The organism is Cyclobacterium lianum (assembly GCF_900143075.1).
GTDB lineage: Bacteria > Bacteroidota > Bacteroidia > Cytophagales > Cyclobacteriaceae > Cyclobacterium > Cyclobacterium lianum.
The window spans coordinates 51,959-69,748 of record NZ_FRCY01000006.1; the positions used below are offsets into that span (position 1 = coordinate 51,959).

Consider the following 17,790-nt stretch of genomic DNA (forward strand, 5'->3'; position numbering starts at 1 on the left):
TTTTTTCAGTCATAAACGACTCAAAGAACCTCAGAAGGCACAAACGTTTTTTTAATTGTCCTTCGGGTGCTTTGTGCATCCGCTGTGTGCTCTGTGACTCTCCTTTTTATTTGCTCGCTATCGCTCCGTTTCTAGAAATACCCACTTTTCTTACGGTCTTCCATGGCGGTTTCGCCGCGCTTGTCATCGGCCCGGGTGCCTCGCTCTGTGGTGCGTGTGGTGGCCACTTCAGCGATGATCTTGTCCAGGCTGTCTGCATCCGATTCTACGGCTCCGGTGATGGGCATGTCGCCACAGGTGCGGTAGCGGACCGTCATCGTTTTGACTTCCTCATCGGGTTTTAGCTGAATGAAATCGGATTTTGCGAGAATCACTCCATCCCGAACCACACATTCCCGTTGGTGGGAAAAGTAAAGGGAGGGCAATTCGATATTCTGGTCCTGGATATATTGCCAGACATCCATTTCTGTCCAGTTGGAAATGGGAAATACCCGAAAATGCTCGCCAATATGTTTCTTGCCGTTAAAAAGGTTCCAGAGTTCCGGCCGCTGGTTTTTGGGATCCCACTGTCCGAATTCATCTCTGTGTGAAAAGAACCGTTCTTTGGCCCTGGCTTTCTCCTCGTCCCTGCGGGCACCTCCCATGGCAGCATCGATTTTGAGTTCTTCCAGGGTGTCGAGGAGGGTTACGGTCTGCAGGGCGTTGCGGCTGGCATTTACGCCGGTTTCTTCCCGCACCTTGCCTTCGTCTATACTTTTCTGCACCGATCCTACAAAAAGCTGCACGCCCAGTTTTTCTACGAGGGCATCCCTGAAAGCGATGGTTTCCGGGAAGTTGTGTCCGGTATCGATGTGGATCAGCGGAAAGGGTATTCTGGAAGGATAAAAGGCTTTTTTCGACAGGTGTGCCAGCACAATGCTGTCTTTGCCACCGGAAAATAAAAGAGCAGGTTTCTCGAATTGGGAGACCACCTCACGGATCACAAAAATCGCCTCTGCTTCCAGTTCTTCCAGGTGGGATAAATAATATTGTGTCATAATTATAACTTGATTTTTTTATCTAATGCTTTCATCAATTGGCCTACCGCCATCTCGGCCGTTACTTCTGCTGTTTTGATCACCAGAAAGGGATTTTCGGGCGCTTCATAGGGCGAGTCGATGCCCGTAAAGTCCTTGATCAGACCCTTTCGGGCTTTCTGGTACAGGCCTTTTACGTCCCTTTCTTCGCATACCTTCAGCGGGCAGTCCACATGAATCTCCAGAAAATGTTCCTTACCTACCAGATCCCGGATCATCTCCCGGTCCGAAATAAAGGGGGAGATAAATGCCGAAATGACGATCAGACCGGCGTCCATCATCAACTGGCTGACTGCCGCTATGCGGCGAATATTTTCGATCCGGTCGGCTTTGCTGAAACCCAGGTCCTGATTCAGTCCGGTGCGGATATTGTCTCCGTCCAGCAGATAGGTGTGGAAGCCCTTCCGGTGCAGTGCCTGCTCGGTAGCATTGGCCAGGGTAGACTTGCCCGAACCCGACAGTCCGGTAAACCAGATCAGCCGGGCCTGCTGCCCCAGGGCCAGCTGCCGGTCCTCCCTGGTGATTTTAAATGCCGATGGATGTATGTTTTCCTGTATCATGCTTCTCTTCCGATAATGCCTACAAATAATACCATTGTATAAACAACAGCACCACAGTACTGTATAGTATGGTCAAAGGAAAACCTATGGCAAAGTAATCCCTGAACTTGTAATTCCCCGGCCCCATTACCATGAGATTGGTTTGGTAGCCAATGGGGGTCATGAAGTCTCCCGAAGCGCCGAATGCGATTGCCACAAAGAAAGGAGTCAGCGGCTCTCCGAGCTGACTGCCGAGCTCCATGGCGATGGGAAACATGATGGACACTGCCGCCGCATTGGTGATCAGGCTGGTCAGCACCAGGGTCATGACAAACAGCAGTACCAGTGCCAGCATCACATTTCCGCTGTTACTCAGGTATAGCAGGCCGTTGACGAGTTGGTTGGCGGCACCCGAATTGCTCAAGGCCACACCCAACGAAAGGGAACAAACCAGAATGAGCAAGAGGTCCAGATCCACTGACTTCCGTAAAGTCTGCAAATTTAACACTTTAAATATATAGAGGGTAAGGATTCCGGCAAAAGCTGCCATAAAAAGATCTACCCAGCCTATAATTCCGGTAAACAATATGGCCAGAGCGAGCAGGGAGGGCAGCCGTTTGAAAGTCCCCTTGTCCTGACCGATCTCCCCGCGGAGGGTAATGATGATCAGGTCTTTGAGGTAATCGTTGCGGTTGTCTTCCTTGCCGGTAAGCATCAGAAAAAGATCGCCAGCCTGCACTTTGGTTTCTCCGATATTGCCTTTAAGCTGTGTACCATTCCGGTGAATGGAAATGATAGAAGCCTGATACCGGTTGCGAAAATCGCTGTCTTTGATCTTTTCGCCGATCAAAGCGGAGGAGGCCGGGACCACGGCTTCGGTCAATTGGAAAAAGCCGTAGTTGGATACGTGGCCCTCTTCGGGCAGGCTCAGGCCATTTTCCTCCTGTATCAGCTTGAGAATGGCCTCGGAGTTGCCGGTAAAGAAAAGCCGGTCTCCTTCCTGCAGCAATTCATTGGGACCTACGGGTGATATCTCCTGCCTGTCCCGTTTGATCTCGGCCAGAAAAATTTCCTTCAGGTTTCTGAGGCCGGCGTCTTTGACGGTCTTGCCATGCATTTTGGATCCCTGCGGCAGGTAGGTTTCTACCAGGTACTCGTTGAGGTGATCAATGATCTCGCTCTTGTTTTCTTCTCTTGCCGGTAAAAGGCGGGAGGAGGCCAGCGCCAGGTAACTGATCCCGAATACGGTAACCAGCAAACCCAGGTAGAGAAAATCCTCAAATCCCAGAAGTGGTAAATCGTATTGGCTGATCAGTCCGTTGAGCACCAGATTGGTAGAGGTGCCTACCACCGTAATCATCCCCCCGAGAATGGTGGAATAGGAAAGAGGGATGAGAAATTTAGACGCGGGATAATTGTTTGTCTTGGTCCACTCCTTGACATAGGGGATCATAAAGGCCACTACCGGCGTATTGTTTAATACAGCAGAGAGACTACCTACCAGCAGCATCAGCCGCATCCGGAAAACGCCGGGCTTTAATCGCTGGCTAAAAAGCCTGAAGAAAAAGCCGGTACCTATATTTCTCTGGATGCCTGCAGTAAGGCCTATCAGCAGGAAAATGACGATGATTTGCTTGTTTGCCAGCCCCATCAGAAATTCCTCCGGCCGGATGATTTGCAGGGTAAGCAACAAAAAAACCGCCCCTAAGAATGCAAAGGACGGTCTGAGCAGGTCTTTGTACAATACAAAGACCAACCCAGCAACAACAAATAGGGTAATCAGGCTGGGAGAAAACATGTAAGAAATTGGAAAGTCAGGCACAGCTTCGCCAGGTGAGTCCCGGCGGAGGACCTGGGCTTTTGGATAAATTGAATAAAAAAAAACCAAATGAACCGCAAAGGTACCATTGGTTTAAGCGAATTATCAGGAATTTTATCCGGTTCAACGAATTGCCTGTCTATGTACTCAAAGCGACAGGCCAAATGAAAGGTTAAAAGTAGTGGGGCGGTGATTTATTTCAAAATATTCAGTTAAATTTAAACCAGAACCCTGTAGCTTTTCGACATAAACCCAAACTTAATTCGAGACTGAACAATTTATAAGGTTCGGGATTTGCAATCCTGAGGACGGGATCTTCAATAATTGAACTCAAGGTAAGCCGATGTCAGGAACGTTTCGGGGATTGCAAATCCCCTTTTATCTGACCACGGGATTACAAATCCCGAGGAGTGACTGTTCGGGATTTGCAATCCCGAACCCAGATAAGGCAGGATTTGTAATCCTGCGGACCTGATCGTCAATAATTGAACGCATGGTAAATCGATGCAGGGTACGTTTCGGGGATTACAAATCCCCTTTTATATGACCACGGGATTGCAAATCCCGAGGAGCTGTTCGGGATTTGCAATCCCGAACCCAGATAAGGCAGGATTTGCAATCCTGCGGACGTAAGCGTCAATAATTGAACATACGATATTTCGGTGCAGAATACGTTACGGGGATCGCAAATCGCTTATATCTCTACCCGGTTTTTTTTATCCTTTCCGCTTGAGATTGGATGGACAAGCGAGATGAAACCGTATCACCTCTATCCGAAAGGGTATCCTGTCTGAAATGACACATTGCCCCGGGTATAGCCTGACCACACGTTTGCTGCTGACTGGCTTTTCCGGTACAAAGTTTTCCACTATATTGGAAGAAAAACTTCCATGCTCAATAGTTTCCCTTGCTGGAACGACAAACCAGCCGATTCAGCCTGTTTTTTCATGTATATCCTGGCATTGGCCCTCTGCATGAACGCCTGCTCTCCGGCGAAAAACGATCCGGTGACCTTTATGGCTATTGGAGATGTGCCCTATCACCTGCCTGAGGATTTCGAGCGTTTTGAGCGCCTGATTGGTGCGTTAAATGAGGAAGGCCCTGACCTTACGCTGCATGTGGGCGACATCAAATCCGGCAGCACCCCCTGCACCGACGAATATTACGAAAAAATAAAGGGCTATTTCGATACCTTTTCCCATCCCCTGGTCTATACGCCGGGAGACAACGAATGGACCGATTGCTACCGGGAAGCCTGTGGCGGCTATGAGCCTGAAGAGCGGCTGGATAAACTCCGGCAGCTGTTTTTTTCCACGGAATCCAGCCAGGGCAAATTTCCCATCGAGCTGAACCGGCAAAACAGTCTGGAGGGATTTGAGAAGTTTCCGGAAAATGCCCACTGGAAAATGGCGGAGGTGACCTTTGGTACCCTGCACCTGATCGGATCTAACAATAATTTCAAGCTGGACTCCGGCGCCCTGAATGATGAATTTTATGAGCGGGAGCTGGCCAACAATTTCTGGCTGCAGCGGCTGTTTGAGCAGGCGGAAGCATCCGCAAGTAAGGGGCTGGTATTGGTCCTGCATGCCGCCCTGAATTACAATTCCAGGGACGAGAGAAACGGGCATGCCAGCTTTGTACAGTTACTGCAGGAAAAGGTGATGGCCTTTGGCAAGCCGGTACTGCTGCTGTATGGAGATCACCACCGGTTTATGGTAGACCAGCCTCTCCGGGACAATACCGGAAAGACGCTGACCAATTTCACTGCCGTTCAGGTTTTCGGGGACTGGGACATGCATGCGGTCAGGGTCTCAATCAGTCCCGATTACCTCAATCTGTTTCGTGTAGAACCCTTTTATATATCCGGAAATTGAGCTGTTCGGGATTTGCAATCCCGAACCCAGATAAAGCAGGATTTGTAATCCTGCGGACGCGATCGTCAATAATTGAACGCATGGTAAGCCGATGCAGGGAGCGTTTCGGGGATTACAAATCCCCTTTTATCTGTCCACGGGATTACAAATCCCGAGGAGTTGTTCGGGATTTGCAATCCCGAACCCAGATAAAGCAGGATTTGCATTCCTAGGGACGCGATCTTCAATATTTGAAAGCTCAGTAAGCCGATACAGGGAGCGTTACGGGGATTGCAAATCCCCTTTTATATGACCACGGGATTGCAAATCCCGAGGAGTTGTTCGGGATTTGCAATCCCGAACCCAGATAAGGCAGGATTTGCAATCCTGCGGACGCGATCTTCAATAATTGAATGTATGGTAAGCCGATGCAGGGAGCGTTACGGGGATTACAAATCCCCTTTTATCTGTCCACGGGATTACAAATCCCGAGGAGTTAATCAATACGCAGCAAGTGAAATTCTGCTTTTCCTTATCCCGTAAAACTCTCCACAACTGCTGTTCAGATACTCTTCTTCCTTTTCAACTATTCCGGCCTTTACGGGGTTTTGATGAATATAATTGATTTTGGATTTCAGGAGTTTCTCAGAAGAAATTTCTATCCCGTGATAACCTTCAGTCCAGAACCAAATGTGTTCGTCTTTATGCAATAACCACATAAGCCAACTCTTTCTGCTTTCTTCTTTACTTTCCTTTACCTGCTCTATGATTTTCTTAGCAGTGAATTTCTTGAAATCACGGATGATGTCGGCAAGGGGGACTTTATCACTACTTAGAATAAAATGGCAATGGTTGCTCATGATCACCCATGCGTATACTTTCAAGCCCTTTGTCTGCTGGCAGTAATTGATACTATCAATGAGGATATCCGCATAAATCTTCCTTGTAAAAATATCTACCCACTGGTGCACGGTAAAGGTCACATAATGCAGGGATTCCTGGTTCTTGATAGTATATGCAAATGCCATGATGTCAACATGCTTTTTCTGCTTATGAATATACTTTTTTATCTTATAAAAATCAAATGTTTAGTTCGGGATTTGCAAGCCCGAACCCAGATAAGACAGGATTTGTAATCCTGCGGACGCGATCGTCAATAATTGAACGCATGGTAAGCCGATGCAGGGCGCGTTACGGGGATTACAAATCCCCTTTTATCTGTCCACGGGATTGCAAATCCCGAGGAGTTGTTCGGGATTTGCAATCCCGAACCCAGATAAGGCAGGATTTGTAATCCTGCGGACGTGAGCGTCAATAATTGAACGTACGATATATCGATGCCGGGCACCTTACGGGGATTGCAAATCCCCTTTTATCTGTCCACGGGACTACAAATCCCGGGGAGTGTTTAGTATGTCAATTTTTTCATGTATCTTGAGCGCTGATTGATAAATTTTTTATTTAGTTCCATTTAGACCAGTATCGGTAATTGATAGCTATGAAAAGACAATTATTACTCAGCATCAGCCTTTTCCTGCTTTTAGGAAACCTTGTAATTGCGCAGTCGCTCAGCATTGTGCCCCAGCCTAAGTCCGTTCGTATGGGAGAAGGCCACTGGACGCTGGATCCCGGCACCCCTATACTGGCAGCCACCGCCGATGCCAGAAAGTCTGCTGCAATATTTAATGCGCTGCTGGAAAAGAAAGCCGGTTTTCAACTGAATATTCTACACCAAAGCAGCCATGAGGGTGCAGCCATACTCCTGGAAGAAGGGCTGGTAGATGGACAGGAGGAAGCTTATCGCCTGCGGGTTCACGAAGGTGGAATACATATTGAAGGAGCAGGTAAAGGCCTGTTTTACGGTCTTCAATCCCTTTTTCAGCTTCTGGAAGGGCGGGGAGCGACCATAGCGGTACCTCAACTGGAAATCAGCGATGCGCCGGAATTTGGTTACCGGGGCATTATGCTGGATGTATCCCGGCATTTTTTCAGCACAAGCCAGGTGAAAAAAATTCTTGACCTGATGGCTCAGCTAAAATTCAATACCATGCACTGGCACCTCACAGACGACCAGGGATGGCGCCTCGAGATCAAAAAATATCCCAAACTAACTGAGGTCGGCGCCTGGAGGGACTCCACCATCATCGGGCAATACTATGATTTCCAACCCTTCATCTATGATGGAGAGCCTCATGGCGGCTTCTATACCCAGGAGGAGGCCCGGGACATCGTACGCTATGCCGCAGACCGGAAGATTACCATTATTCCCGAAATAGAACTGCCGGGACACAGCTCTGCCGTGCTCGCTGCCTACCCCGAATTTGGAAGCTTTGAGATCAGAGATGGTGTTGCCAGAGGCACGATTGAGGCGGTCAACGATAAGGGCGAACCCCTCAACAATGAGATCAGCAAGCAGGTGCCCGGGTATTGGGGCGTGCACTACAACATCTACGGACCTACGCCAGCCGCCTTCGGGTTTTTGGAAGATGTACTTACCGAGGTGATGGACATCTTTCCCTCCGAATACATTCATATCGGTGGCGATGAAGTACCCAAGGACCAATGGAAAACTTCTGCAATCGCCCAGAAAGTGATTAAAAAAGAAAAGCTGGCGGATGAACACGAATTGCAGAGCTATTTTATCCGCAGAATAGAACAATTTCTCAATAAAAATGGCCGCAAGCTGATTGGCTGGGATGAAATCCTGGAGGGCGGGTTGGCCCCAAACGCCACAGTAATGAGCTGGCGGGGAGAAAAAGGAGGCATTGCAGCGGCAAAAATGGGCCATGATGTGGTCATGACGCCCAATAGCCACCTGTATTTTGACCACTACCAGGCGGAAGACAAAACTACCGAACCGCTGGCCATCGGCGGATTTCTACCCCTGGAAAAAGTGTACAGCTACTCCCCTATTCCGGAAGCGCTGAGCCAGGAAGAAGCCCGGCATGTGCTGGGTGTGCAGGCAAACCTGTGGACCGAATACATCCCTACCAACCAGAAGATGGAATACTTTTTATTTCCCAGGGCTCTTGCGCTGGCCGAAGTGGCCTGGAAATCCAAAGCCGAAAAAGACTATTCTTCCTTTATTGAAAACCGGCTTCCCGCAAGCCTGCTGTCTCTGGAAGAGCAGGATGTGTTCTTCAGGATTCCTGAGGCGCAGGTAAATATCCAAAGAGATGGGGCATCCGGCAGGCGATTGATCCATATCCGGCCCCTGGTAGCCGGTGCGAAGGTATATTACACCCTCGATGGTCATCGGGCAAGCCAGACATCCAGCCTTTACCGTGGTCCTGTTGAGGCTCCTATTCCTGGCAAAGATCAGGAAGCGCCGGTACTGCGCTATGTGACCGTCACTCCGGGCGGAAGGAGCAGCCAGGAATTTCAGGTCACGGTGGACTGATACAGGTTATGAAATCCTGCGGACCTGAGCGTCAATAATTGACCGTACGATATACCGATGCCCGGTACGTTACGGGGATTGCAAATCCCCTTTTATCTGTCCACGGGATTACAAATCCCGGGGAGCTGTTCGGGAATTGCAAACCCCAAACCAGATATGGCAGGATTTGCAATCCTGCGGACGCGATCTTCAATATTTGAAAGCCCGGTAAGCCGATACAGGGAGCGTTACGGAGATTGCAAATCCCCTTTTATCTGACCTCGGGATTACAAATCCCGGGGAGGCTGTTCGGGATTTGCAATCCCGAACCAGATATGGCAGGATTTGCAATCCTGCGGACGCGATCTTCAATATTTGAAAGCCCGGTAAGCCGATACAGGGAGCGTTACGGGGATTGCAAATCCCCTTTTATCTGACCTCGGGATTACAAATCCCGAGGAGTGGACAGGCCTGCCTCAGGGAGACTCAAAATCGTGTGAATAACCGACTTCTTTCAAAAATTTGTTCAGAATATTTAAAATATAGTTTTGCGTTTAGAATTTTTTTTCTATGTTTGTAGAAACAGGTGACAAATAGTAGAATGAAATTATCCAAAGCCGAAGAAAAACTGATGGTGCTGATCTGGTCAAACCACCCTTTGTTTATGAAAGACCTACTGGAAATACATCCCGAGCCCAAACCTGCCCCAAGTACGGTAGCCACTTTATTGAAGCGCATGCAGGAGAAAGGATATGTAGGATACAAGCTCTATGGAAATTCCAGGCAATATCATGCGCTGGTGGAGAAACAAGACTATTTCTCCGGACAAGTCAAAAAAATAATCGAAAATTTCTTTTCGGACAATCCCCTGCAATTTGCGTCTTTTTTCACCAGGAAAGCCGAGCTGACAACTGCAGAATTGGAAGAATTAAAAAAACTGGTAGAATCAGAAATTGAAAGGAGGAATAAATGATATTGCTGGTAAAATTTATCGCCTGCTCGGCGATTCTGTCGTTGCTGTTTCAGCTTTTCCTGAGCGAAGAAAAAACATTTGTCCTAAACCGATGGGTCTTGTTGCTGCTAATTCCATCAGCGATGGCAATCCCTTTTCTCAGTTTCAATATGGGCTACCAAAACCTTTTACCAGCCAATTACCTGGCGCCGGACTTTGCGCAGCCTGCTGTTAGCTCCGCTTCAAGATCCTCACCTGAAGGTTTATCAGTCATAGATTGGCTTTTAATTGGTTATCTGGCAGTTTGTTTACTTCTGATTGTAAAAAAGGTGATGGCCTTCTACCGGCTCAAGCGTATGACAAACGCATCTGACGCGATACTTATTGAGGATGCATTATTGATCCTATCGGAAAAAGCCTGCTCCCCTTTCAGTTTCGGTAAATACATTTTCATGCATCCGCATACGTATCTGGAGGGTGGCGAAAAAACGGAAATGATAATACAACATGAACTTGTGCACGTGAGGCAGAAACACCACCTGGACCTTATCTGGATGGAATTGCTGTCTACCATTTTCTGGATCAACCCTGTAGTCTACTGGGTGAAGCACTTCATCGTTCTGAACCACGAATACCAGGCAGACCAAAAGGTACAACAATCAACCCATCCGGTAAAGTATAAAAGGTTGCTGCTTGAGCTCTCCGGTACAAGCAATCCTCATTTTGGCACCAGCTCCATATCTTCTTCCACACTAAAACACCGTTATACGATGATGAACAAAACCCTAAATCGAAAAAAGATGCAGATCAAAACTATCGGCTTTGCCCTGTGCTCGCTTATGATGACTGCGGCATTCTCTATTGAGATCAATGCACAACAGGATACCGGCGCGTCCGCTGCTGCTACCAACAATCACAAATGGGATCAAAGTTTTCCTCTGGAAGAACAACCTAACTTTGAAGGGGGGATGGATGCATTTCACCGATATGTGGCCGAAACCCTACAATATCCCCTGGAGGCCAGGCAGCAGAAGGTAGAAGGAATGGTGGAAATCCAGTTTGTAGTAGAAAAGGACGGATCATTGTCCAATGTGTCCGCGATCAATGGCATCGGCGCCGGCTGCGACGAGGAAGCGGAAAGGGTAATCAGGCAAGCTCCCCGCTTCAATCCGGGCAAACAACGTGGCAATCCTGTAAGGGTTCGGATGGTATTACCGATTGTATTTGCCCTCAACTCACAGGACCAGGGCAGTGTTCCGTCAGGAGCTGTTCAGGTCCGGGAAGTGGAGCAAAGAAATGGTTCATTACGGGTGGATGCCAGCTATTCCGACGGCATGTGGACTGGCCTGGTTCAGGATCCGCAGGGTAATGAGCTACCGGGTGCATCACTGGTGGTGGCCGGTACTCACAGAGGATCCGTGACCGACATTCATGGCAAATTTTCTATAAAGGCCAGTCCCTCCGAAAATGTTATGGTCAGTTTCGTCGGGTATGACAGTGTGAAGTTGGAAGTGCAGTAATTTCGGCTGAAGCCCCCGATTGGAGTATTCGATTTTCAGGAATGGGCTAAAGCCCCATTCCAATTGAAAGTAATTAGCAAAGCATACTGCCATTTTTGACGGGCGGGTAGGGCCTGCTGCAAACTATTCCTCCAGAGCCGGCAGCAAATGTTCCCAAATTAAATTGAGTTCTGCCTGCATATTGGAAATATTGGCAGTGGTTACGATTACCGCATTTTTCTCGGGAAGTATCAGAATAAATTGCCCGTCGCGGCCGTCTGCCCGGTAGGAGTTGTGCCGGCTGCGCCACAACTGATAACCATAGCCCTGCAACCAGTCAGAGTCCTTTGCTTTCACCTTCAGGTTTTCCCTTTTCACGCCTGCCGGAAGAGAGCGGACTTGTTTTGATGTCGCCTCCTCAAACCAGGATTCTGCCAGGAGCTGTTTGCCCTTCCATTCGCCTTTTTGCAGGTAAAGAAGTCCCAATTTGGCCATGTCTTCTGTCTTCACCTTTAGTCCCCAGCCTCCGATGGCGATGCCCTGAGGACTTTCGTCCCAGGTAGCTCCGGTGATTCCCAGTGGTTTGAAGAGCCTGGACTGCAGGTAGTCCACAAGCCGCTCTCCGCTCGCTTTGGTAAGAATCGCCGATAGCATGTAGGTGGCCAGACTATTGTAAACAAACTGCTTGCCCGGCTTGTGGGGAATCGGAAAGGCTAAAAATGCCTCTGCCCAATCCGAATCGGCACGTTCCCGCAGAATACCTGTAGGATCCACATCGTGACCTACGCTCATGGTAAGCAAATGCCTGATTTCCAATGCCTGAAGGTTTGGGCTGATTTCTCTGGGTAATTTATCAGGAAAAAAGGAAATGACTTTATCGGAAATACTTAGTAGTCCCTCCTGAACGGCAAAACCGATGGCGGTAGCCGTAAAAGTCTTGCTAACTGAAAACATGACATGGGACTTATTGGCTGCGTTGTCTCCCAGCCAGTGTTCGAATACCACTTTACCATTTCTAAGGATCATCAGGCTGTGAAGGTCCTGCTCATGTGATTTAACCGCTTCAAGGTATTCCTCTATGGCAGCAGGATCGACATTTTCGTTTTCAGGGTCGCTTCTTGGCAAAGCATTGACGATGGTATTGAAATCGACCAGTTCAATACCATTCCGGGCGATCGCTTCTTTTACCTTTTCGCTGATCCAGGTGTCGGTAACACCCTGTCTGTCCCCGGCCACCTGCTCATAACCGATATGGCCTACTCCCTGCATTTCCAGATTATCATAGGCAGGATGATCGACAAATTGGTAGGCCTTTCCGTCCTCCAGATTTTCAAGCATCCGGATAAAGGAGGCTTCCTTTTGTGCGGAAGATTCCTTTGGACCTTCATAGCTGGCTCTGTCTATACCTGATGCTTGCATCAAATTCCCATCGATCAGCATAAGGCCGTACTCATCTGCTAATCCTGCGACCATCTTAGCTACCTCCGGATGAAAACCGGTCGAGCCCATATGTCCGGAGAGGTGATTGATTTGAGGAACATGCTTCAGGGCCACTTCTATCTGAGCACGGAATTCCTGCTCCACCTCTTCTAGCTTCCAGGCATTATCCATAACAGCCAGTCCGGGATAATTCGGGTTAGGTCGTATCATAGGAAGTAAATACCCGTCATCATCCGTCAGACTGGGACAATTACTCAGCGGTCTCCATTTGACACCATCCCATTCACTGGTAATGGCCAGGTGAAGTCCCACCTCTACTCCGGTATTCTCCCTTAATAGTTGGGCAGCTTCGGGAAACCAGGGAGCTACAGCCATCACTTCTATGGAGGTTTCAATGCCATTGACAAAAGTTTCAATGCTGGCAAGATTGGCCGAGCGGGACGAACCCATATCGTCCCCCCTGACAATCAGTCTGGGCCCTTGTCCTTCCTGGCCGTAGGAAACAAAGGTTAGGAATGTTAAAAACAGAATAGGTATCGACTTGTAGGAAAGGCGCATGAGTCAGGTTTTTTGGAAAGTGGAAAAATAACAATTTTTTGTTATCATTCTTATGAATTGTTAAGGAACTTAAGCGCATCTACCTACATTACGTATCCAATTTTAATAAAAAAGGTACTTTAATAAGAATAGTGAATGCTTTTTAATGACTTATCCTTCTTTGTGCAATCCTGGTAATAGAAAGGTCCGCCTTAAGATAATTTAGCCAAAAGGTTGATTGGGCTATATATTGGTAAATAGGGAGAAGATAACCGGAGAAACTCCTTGTCTAATGTTACTATTGCATCCATTTCATTTTCCAGGGCAATAAAATAATGAATGGCATCTTCAATGTCTTGTTGATCCGATTTCAAGGCATTCAAAACTGTTTTTCTGCTCCCTTGTAAAAGTTGAAATTTCAAGATAACCATCTCTAATATACCCTTAGTGACTACAAGCCCTTTTGCTCTGGTCAGATAATAGGAACAAATCTGAAGAATGGAAAGCGTTACAAACCCTTCAATTTTTTTATCATCAACCAAGTCAAACAACTTTTCTATCTTTTCTGGCTGGGAATTGCGCTCCAGAAAAAAATCCAAAAGAACATTTGCATCAAACAGGATTCTGTTCATCGTATTCTTTTGATTTTGCTTTGAAATATTCCCTTTTAAAATCAAAATCAGTTGGAAAATCAACCTTGGATTTTGGCAGAGTTTTCACAAATTCCACAAGAGACATTTCTTTGGGCAACTTGGATGGTTGTTTTAATAATTGCTCAAAATGCTCCTCAACCAGATTGGAGATACTGGTCCCCTTAAGATCTGCGAATTTTTTCATTTTCTGAATCAAGTCTTCCTTAACCGTAATATTTAGTCGCTTTTTCATGGGCATTTATTCCTACAATTATGCGCATAAATTTAGTGAATACGCATGATAAAGTCAACAACTCCTATTTTGCATGCCCAATCCTTATATCGCATTTCGGCGATTCTGACCAGAAAAAGAATTTCTCCACTTTTAGATGTAGGAAGGTTTTTGATAATAGCTGGAGTTTTGGTTTTACTATCAGGAACTTATCCAGCTAATTCGAAATGCAAAATCACCAAAAACATCGATCAAGCTTTTAATATGTGGCCCGGTAGGCAATGTTGCCAAATAGGGGTCATGAATATTGAGGGGATAAATCTCGGATCCATTCACCATAATATTGGCACCCTGGAGTGGTTCAAAATCGCCGGCCAATCGATTGTCTTCCTTTAGGTAAACGATATGGCTGGAAAAATCATAATAATCAATATCGGATAGATCAAGTACTACATTTCCCTGGTTTACCATGATCAAATCACCTGGGGTCACCTCGCCACTATCAATGGTACACGAAGACAAAAGGGCTGAAAATAAAATGACTGTCCGGTACCTGATTTTCATTGTTATGGAATCTTAGGTTAAAATAACGTTTTCTTCTCACATTATGACAAAAAATTCCAAAAAAACCGAATTAAACGTGTCATTGACCTCTGAGGTTTCTCAAACGTCGGAGGTCTTCGACGTCGATGCATGCAATTGTTCCCAGATGATACAACTGTAAAAATAACTATTGAAAGTTTATTCTTAAATATTTAAGAGCCCATCTGTAAAAACCTTCGGGGTCCCAAAGACCTAAAAGGTTGGTTTCGTTGACATTTGGAAGTTTCCCTAACTTCGTCTTATATGAACATGTGTATGTGAGTTCGTATGTAAGGAAAAGGTGAAAAATAAGTAAGCAAAAAAGTTTTCACAACATATTTGATTTAGTAAAATGTAAAAACCCTCGAGGTTTTGAAAACCTCAAGAGTTACTGTCTAATTTTGATGTTTCTCGAGCACAGGTCTATGATTTCATAGAGCCGATTTGTTCTTGTCTCTGGTCTTTTAGCTTGTTGCAGCCAGTACAAGTAACTTTTCCTGTAGGATGGAGCAAAATTCTGATAATTGGCAAATGCTTCAGGATGCTTTTTGAAAGCTGCCTTCAGATCCTCGGGAATAATCCCTTTTTCTACATCGTCGAAACTATTCCAGCTGCCATTTTCTTTTGCAATTGCTATAGCTTTCATTCCACTTTCATGCATCAATCCCTCTGCAATGAGATTTTTAATGTAGGCTTTGTTGATGGTACTCCAACCGCTTTTGGGTTTACGCTGCGTAAAATATTGCTTGCGTTTGCCATTCCCGAGGCTGTAGGTGGTAGAATCGATCCATCCAAAGCACAATGCTACCATTACCGCTTCCTCCCACCGCATAGAGGGCATTTCGTGGTCAACTGTATAAAAAATCAGATAAACGCCGGCTACTTGGTCGTGATTCTTCTCCAGCCATTCCCTCCATTCTTTGGAATTCTGCAAGTATATTTCCCTAATTTCAAGCTTTTTCATCAAATAACCCTAAATCTTGTAATTACAAAAAACGTAAATCCAGATTAAATCAAATATTTAGCTCAACCTCTTCTTATAATATAAATTGAAAATAGGAATAATTTTGATTAAATTTAAAACGCACTATGGAAAAAAAGCAATATACAATCGAAATCAACGCTCCGGTGGAAAAGGTATTTGATACCATGCTGGGACTAAGCGATAAAAGCACCTATGAACAATGGACCGCCCTTTTCAATCCTACCTCGACTTTTGAAGGCAGCTGGGAAAAAGATCAGAAAATCCACTTTATAGGGACAGACGATAAAGGAAACCGGGGTGGTATGGTGGCCCGAATAGCCGAAAATATTCCGAACCAGTTTATTTCCATCCAGCATTACGGAATTTTGGACGGGGACAAGGAAATCACATCGGGCCCACAGGTGGAACAGTGGGCAGGAGGGCACGAAAATTACAGGTTTGAAGAAACCGGAGAAATAACCAGGGTGATTGTAGAAGTAGACGTCACGGATGACCATCTGGACTACTTTGACAGTACCTATCCCAAGGCTTTGGAAAAATTGAAGCAGATCGTAGAAGTTGATTAAATGCGGCGAAAACAGGGTGATTAATTTTGCCTCGTGCATGTTTGATCTAGGCCTCAATGTCTTCATTTACCAAATCAGGCAACCCCGTTAAAATTTGCTCCTGATTAAGACCTGCGGCAAGCAGATCCAATATATCAATTACTCTTATTCTCATATTCCTGATACATGGCCGCTCCCCACACCAATTGGGCTTGATGGTAATGCCTTGTTTCCAATCTTCCATTATCAGGTTCTTTTGGCATTATTTAATGAAATCATACTGAAATTTGGGAAGCGTTTGCCATATAAATTAACATTTGCTTCCGCTCAATGGTATTCGTTTTGATGACTCCTTAGTTTGGTGTGATTTCAATTTCAAAAGGAAATACCCGAGTTTGGATTCCACCTTTTACTCCCCTTAACATCTTTTCACATTATATAATTTTTCTACAGGCAACGTCTGCTTAAATTTTCCGGTTCCAACTTTTGAAAACCACACAAATCTTTGGAAGAGCAGTCAATCATATCGGGATGTGTCCGAAAAGAACACAGCGCACAAAGAGACCTTTTTGACAGGTACTATCGGTACAGCTATCATGTAGCCATGCGGTACCTGGCAAACCACCACGATACCGAAGATGTGCTATCGGTATCCTTTACCCGGATATTGAAAAACATTGATCAGTTTGAATACCGCGGGAAAGGGAGTCTTCAAAAATGGGTCATCACCGTCGTGATCAATGAGTCCATCCGGTTTCTGAAAGGCAAAAAAGCGCTATTGTTTCAGGAAGACGAAGAAGTCCTGAGCTTAAGTGTACCCATACTGGAAAGCAGTGAATTATTGGATATAGAGGAAGTCCAACAGGTATTACAGCAAATGCCCAAAGGCTACCGGACCGTTTTCAACTTGTTTGCCATAGAGGGGTATTCCCATAAGGAAATCGGAGAGATGCTGAAAATCAACGAAAACACGTCAAAATCACAGCTCAGCAAAGCAAGAGATTATATGATTAGAAAATTGAAATACAGAAACAGCCATGCCACTCAATAGTATAGATGAAATCATAAAAAGGGGCTTACTGGAAGCCGAAAGAAGAAATGACCAGGTGGTCAATGCGTCAAAATCAAGGGTTTGGAAAGGCATTACAAAACCCAAAAAGTCGAGGGCCTTGTATTGGGGACTGGTGACAGCGCTGGCGGCGGCGGTTACCCTCTTCCTGGTTGCTGTTTTCCTTTTCCTCAAGCTGGAGTCACAACAAAAAGAATTGAATGCGTTGCAGGCACTGGTACAGCAGGAAACCCCACCCAATGCCGCTGACGATGATTACTTAATAAACCAGAACATTTCCCAATACCTACGGGACAGGCAAAATGCAGGCTTGCCTGAGCCCGTTCCAGCGGCAAATAATAAAAATCCTCCGCCCAGGGTGCAGTCACCTGAATTGTCAATTTCTCCGATCGAAAAAGTCGAACAGCGCATCGGTATTCCCCTTCCAACTGTTGAACGGCCGGTTTTGGAACTCCAGTTGGGTACAGCCATGCCCAAACCGGTACTCCGGGAATTGAATACTGAAATGCTCCTGCCTGAAACGAAAGACAATCAAAATCTCATGGAAACGAAACCATTCAAGCTAAAAATCAGAATGGGCAGCAGCTATCCTGCCCAAGGTCAACCTCAAACGCTGGCCCTCAACTTAAAATTGTAAAAATAAAACCAAAA

17 protein-coding genes are annotated in these 17,790 nt (G+C 46.2%); 7 read left to right on the top strand and 10 right to left on the bottom strand.

The features are described from left to right. Nucleotides 1-131: 131 nt before the first annotated feature. Genes cysD through BUB19_RS11510 form a run of 3 tightly spaced genes read right to left on the bottom strand, consistent with a single transcriptional unit; the run spans nucleotide 132 to nucleotide 3,413 of the window. Nucleotides 132-1,037, bottom strand: coding sequence for a sulfate adenylyltransferase subunit CysD (cysD, locus tag BUB19_RS11500; protein WP_073094708.1), 906 nt, complete (start codon nucleotides 1,035-1,037; stop codon nucleotides 132-134). A gap of 2 nt (nucleotides 1,038-1,039) precedes the next feature. Further along, complete coding sequence (cysC, locus tag BUB19_RS11505; protein WP_073094709.1) at nucleotides 1,040-1,636, bottom strand: adenylyl-sulfate kinase; 597 nt, start codon at nucleotides 1,634-1,636, stop codon at nucleotides 1,040-1,042. Between the two features lie 19 nt (nucleotides 1,637-1,655). Further along, a complete protein-coding gene (locus BUB19_RS11510) occupies nucleotides 1,656-3,413 on the bottom strand; it encodes an SLC13 family permease (RefSeq protein ID WP_073094710.1) in 1,758 nt (585 codons plus the stop codon). Nucleotides 3,414-4,324: 911 nt separating this feature from the next. On the opposite strand from BUB19_RS11510, the gene BUB19_RS11515 reads away from it, so the two are divergent. Beyond that, nucleotides 4,325-5,308 carry a metallophosphoesterase gene (locus tag BUB19_RS11515; protein WP_073094711.1) on the top strand — a complete coding sequence of 328 codons (984 nt, stop codon included), beginning with the start codon at nucleotides 4,325-4,327 and terminating at the stop codon, nucleotides 5,306-5,308. Between the two features lie 479 nt (nucleotides 5,309-5,787). Here BUB19_RS11515 and BUB19_RS11520 read toward each other — a convergent pair whose 3' ends face one another. After that, nucleotides 5,788-6,315, bottom strand: a complete 528-nt coding sequence (locus tag BUB19_RS11520) for an REP-associated tyrosine transposase (RefSeq protein WP_073094712.1) — start codon at nucleotides 6,313-6,315, stop codon at nucleotides 5,788-5,790. A 470-nt stretch (nucleotides 6,316-6,785) separates the two neighbouring features. On the opposite strand from BUB19_RS11520, the gene BUB19_RS11525 reads away from it, so the two are divergent. The 3 genes from BUB19_RS11525 (at nucleotide 6,786) to BUB19_RS11535 (ending at nucleotide 11,138) form a co-directional block, all read left to right on the top strand. Next, entirely contained in the window at nucleotides 6,786-8,687 is a 1,902-nt protein-coding gene (locus BUB19_RS11525) for a beta-N-acetylhexosaminidase (RefSeq protein WP_073094713.1), read from the top strand. Nucleotides 8,688-9,267: 580 nt separating this feature from the next. Then, a complete protein-coding gene (locus BUB19_RS11530) occupies nucleotides 9,268-9,639 on the top strand; it encodes a BlaI/MecI/CopY family transcriptional regulator (protein WP_073094714.1) in 372 nt (123 codons plus the stop codon). After that, a complete protein-coding gene (locus BUB19_RS11535) occupies nucleotides 9,636-11,138 on the top strand; it encodes a M56 family metallopeptidase (protein ID WP_073094715.1) in 1,503 nt (500 codons plus the stop codon). The genes BUB19_RS11530 and BUB19_RS11535 overlap by 4 nt, the downstream gene beginning before the upstream one ends. Before the next feature lie 123 nt (nucleotides 11,139-11,261). On the opposite strand, the gene BUB19_RS11540 is transcribed toward BUB19_RS11535, so the two are convergent. From BUB19_RS11540 to BUB19_RS11560, 5 genes are all read right to left on the bottom strand, one after another. After that, complete coding sequence (locus BUB19_RS11540; protein WP_073094716.1) at nucleotides 11,262-13,115, bottom strand: serine hydrolase domain-containing protein; 1,854 nt, start codon at nucleotides 13,113-13,115, stop codon at nucleotides 11,262-11,264. 191 nt (nucleotides 13,116-13,306) lie between these two features. Continuing rightward, entirely contained in the window at nucleotides 13,307-13,726 is a 420-nt protein-coding gene (locus BUB19_RS11545; protein ID WP_073094717.1) for a type II toxin-antitoxin system VapC family toxin, read from the bottom strand. Next, nucleotides 13,707-13,979 (bottom strand): DUF6364 family protein, encoded by a 273-nt coding sequence (locus tag BUB19_RS11550; protein WP_073094891.1) that lies wholly within the window; start codon nucleotides 13,977-13,979, stop codon nucleotides 13,707-13,709. The genes BUB19_RS11545 and BUB19_RS11550 overlap by 20 nt, the downstream gene beginning before the upstream one ends. A gap of 180 nt (nucleotides 13,980-14,159) precedes the next feature. Continuing rightward, nucleotides 14,160-14,522 carry a hypothetical protein gene (locus BUB19_RS11555; RefSeq protein WP_073094718.1) on the bottom strand — a complete coding sequence of 121 codons (363 nt, stop codon included), beginning with the start codon at nucleotides 14,520-14,522 and terminating at the stop codon, nucleotides 14,160-14,162. A 406-nt stretch (nucleotides 14,523-14,928) separates the two neighbouring features. Continuing rightward, the gene (locus tag BUB19_RS11560) at nucleotides 14,929-15,504 is read right to left on the bottom strand and encodes a YdeI/OmpD-associated family protein (RefSeq protein ID WP_073094719.1); all 576 of its coding nucleotides are present in this window, start codon (nucleotides 15,502-15,504) and stop codon (nucleotides 14,929-14,931) included. A gap of 125 nt (nucleotides 15,505-15,629) precedes the next feature. Between BUB19_RS11560 and BUB19_RS11565 the strand changes: the two genes are divergently transcribed. Continuing rightward, entirely contained in the window at nucleotides 15,630-16,091 is a 462-nt protein-coding gene (locus tag BUB19_RS11565; RefSeq protein ID WP_073094720.1) for an SRPBCC family protein, read from the top strand. A gap of 46 nt (nucleotides 16,092-16,137) precedes the next feature. Here BUB19_RS11565 and BUB19_RS11570 read toward each other — a convergent pair whose 3' ends face one another. Further along, nucleotides 16,138-16,314: a DUF433 domain-containing protein gene (locus tag BUB19_RS11570; RefSeq protein ID WP_073094721.1), complete on the bottom strand. Its 177-nt coding sequence runs from the start codon at nucleotides 16,312-16,314 to the stop codon at nucleotides 16,138-16,140. Nucleotides 16,315-16,575: 261 nt separating this feature from the next. On the opposite strand from BUB19_RS11570, the gene BUB19_RS11575 reads away from it, so the two are divergent. Both BUB19_RS11575 and BUB19_RS11580 read left to right on the top strand, forming a co-directional pair. Next, on the top strand, nucleotides 16,576-17,121 hold the full coding sequence (locus BUB19_RS11575) for an RNA polymerase sigma factor (RefSeq protein ID WP_073094722.1): 546 nt from the start codon (nucleotides 16,576-16,578) through the stop codon (nucleotides 17,119-17,121). Further along, nucleotides 17,108-17,776 carry a hypothetical protein gene (locus BUB19_RS11580; RefSeq protein ID WP_073094723.1) on the top strand — a complete coding sequence of 223 codons (669 nt, stop codon included), beginning with the start codon at nucleotides 17,108-17,110 and terminating at the stop codon, nucleotides 17,774-17,776. The genes BUB19_RS11575 and BUB19_RS11580 overlap by 14 nt, the downstream gene beginning before the upstream one ends. Nucleotides 17,777-17,790: the final 14 nt, after the last annotated feature.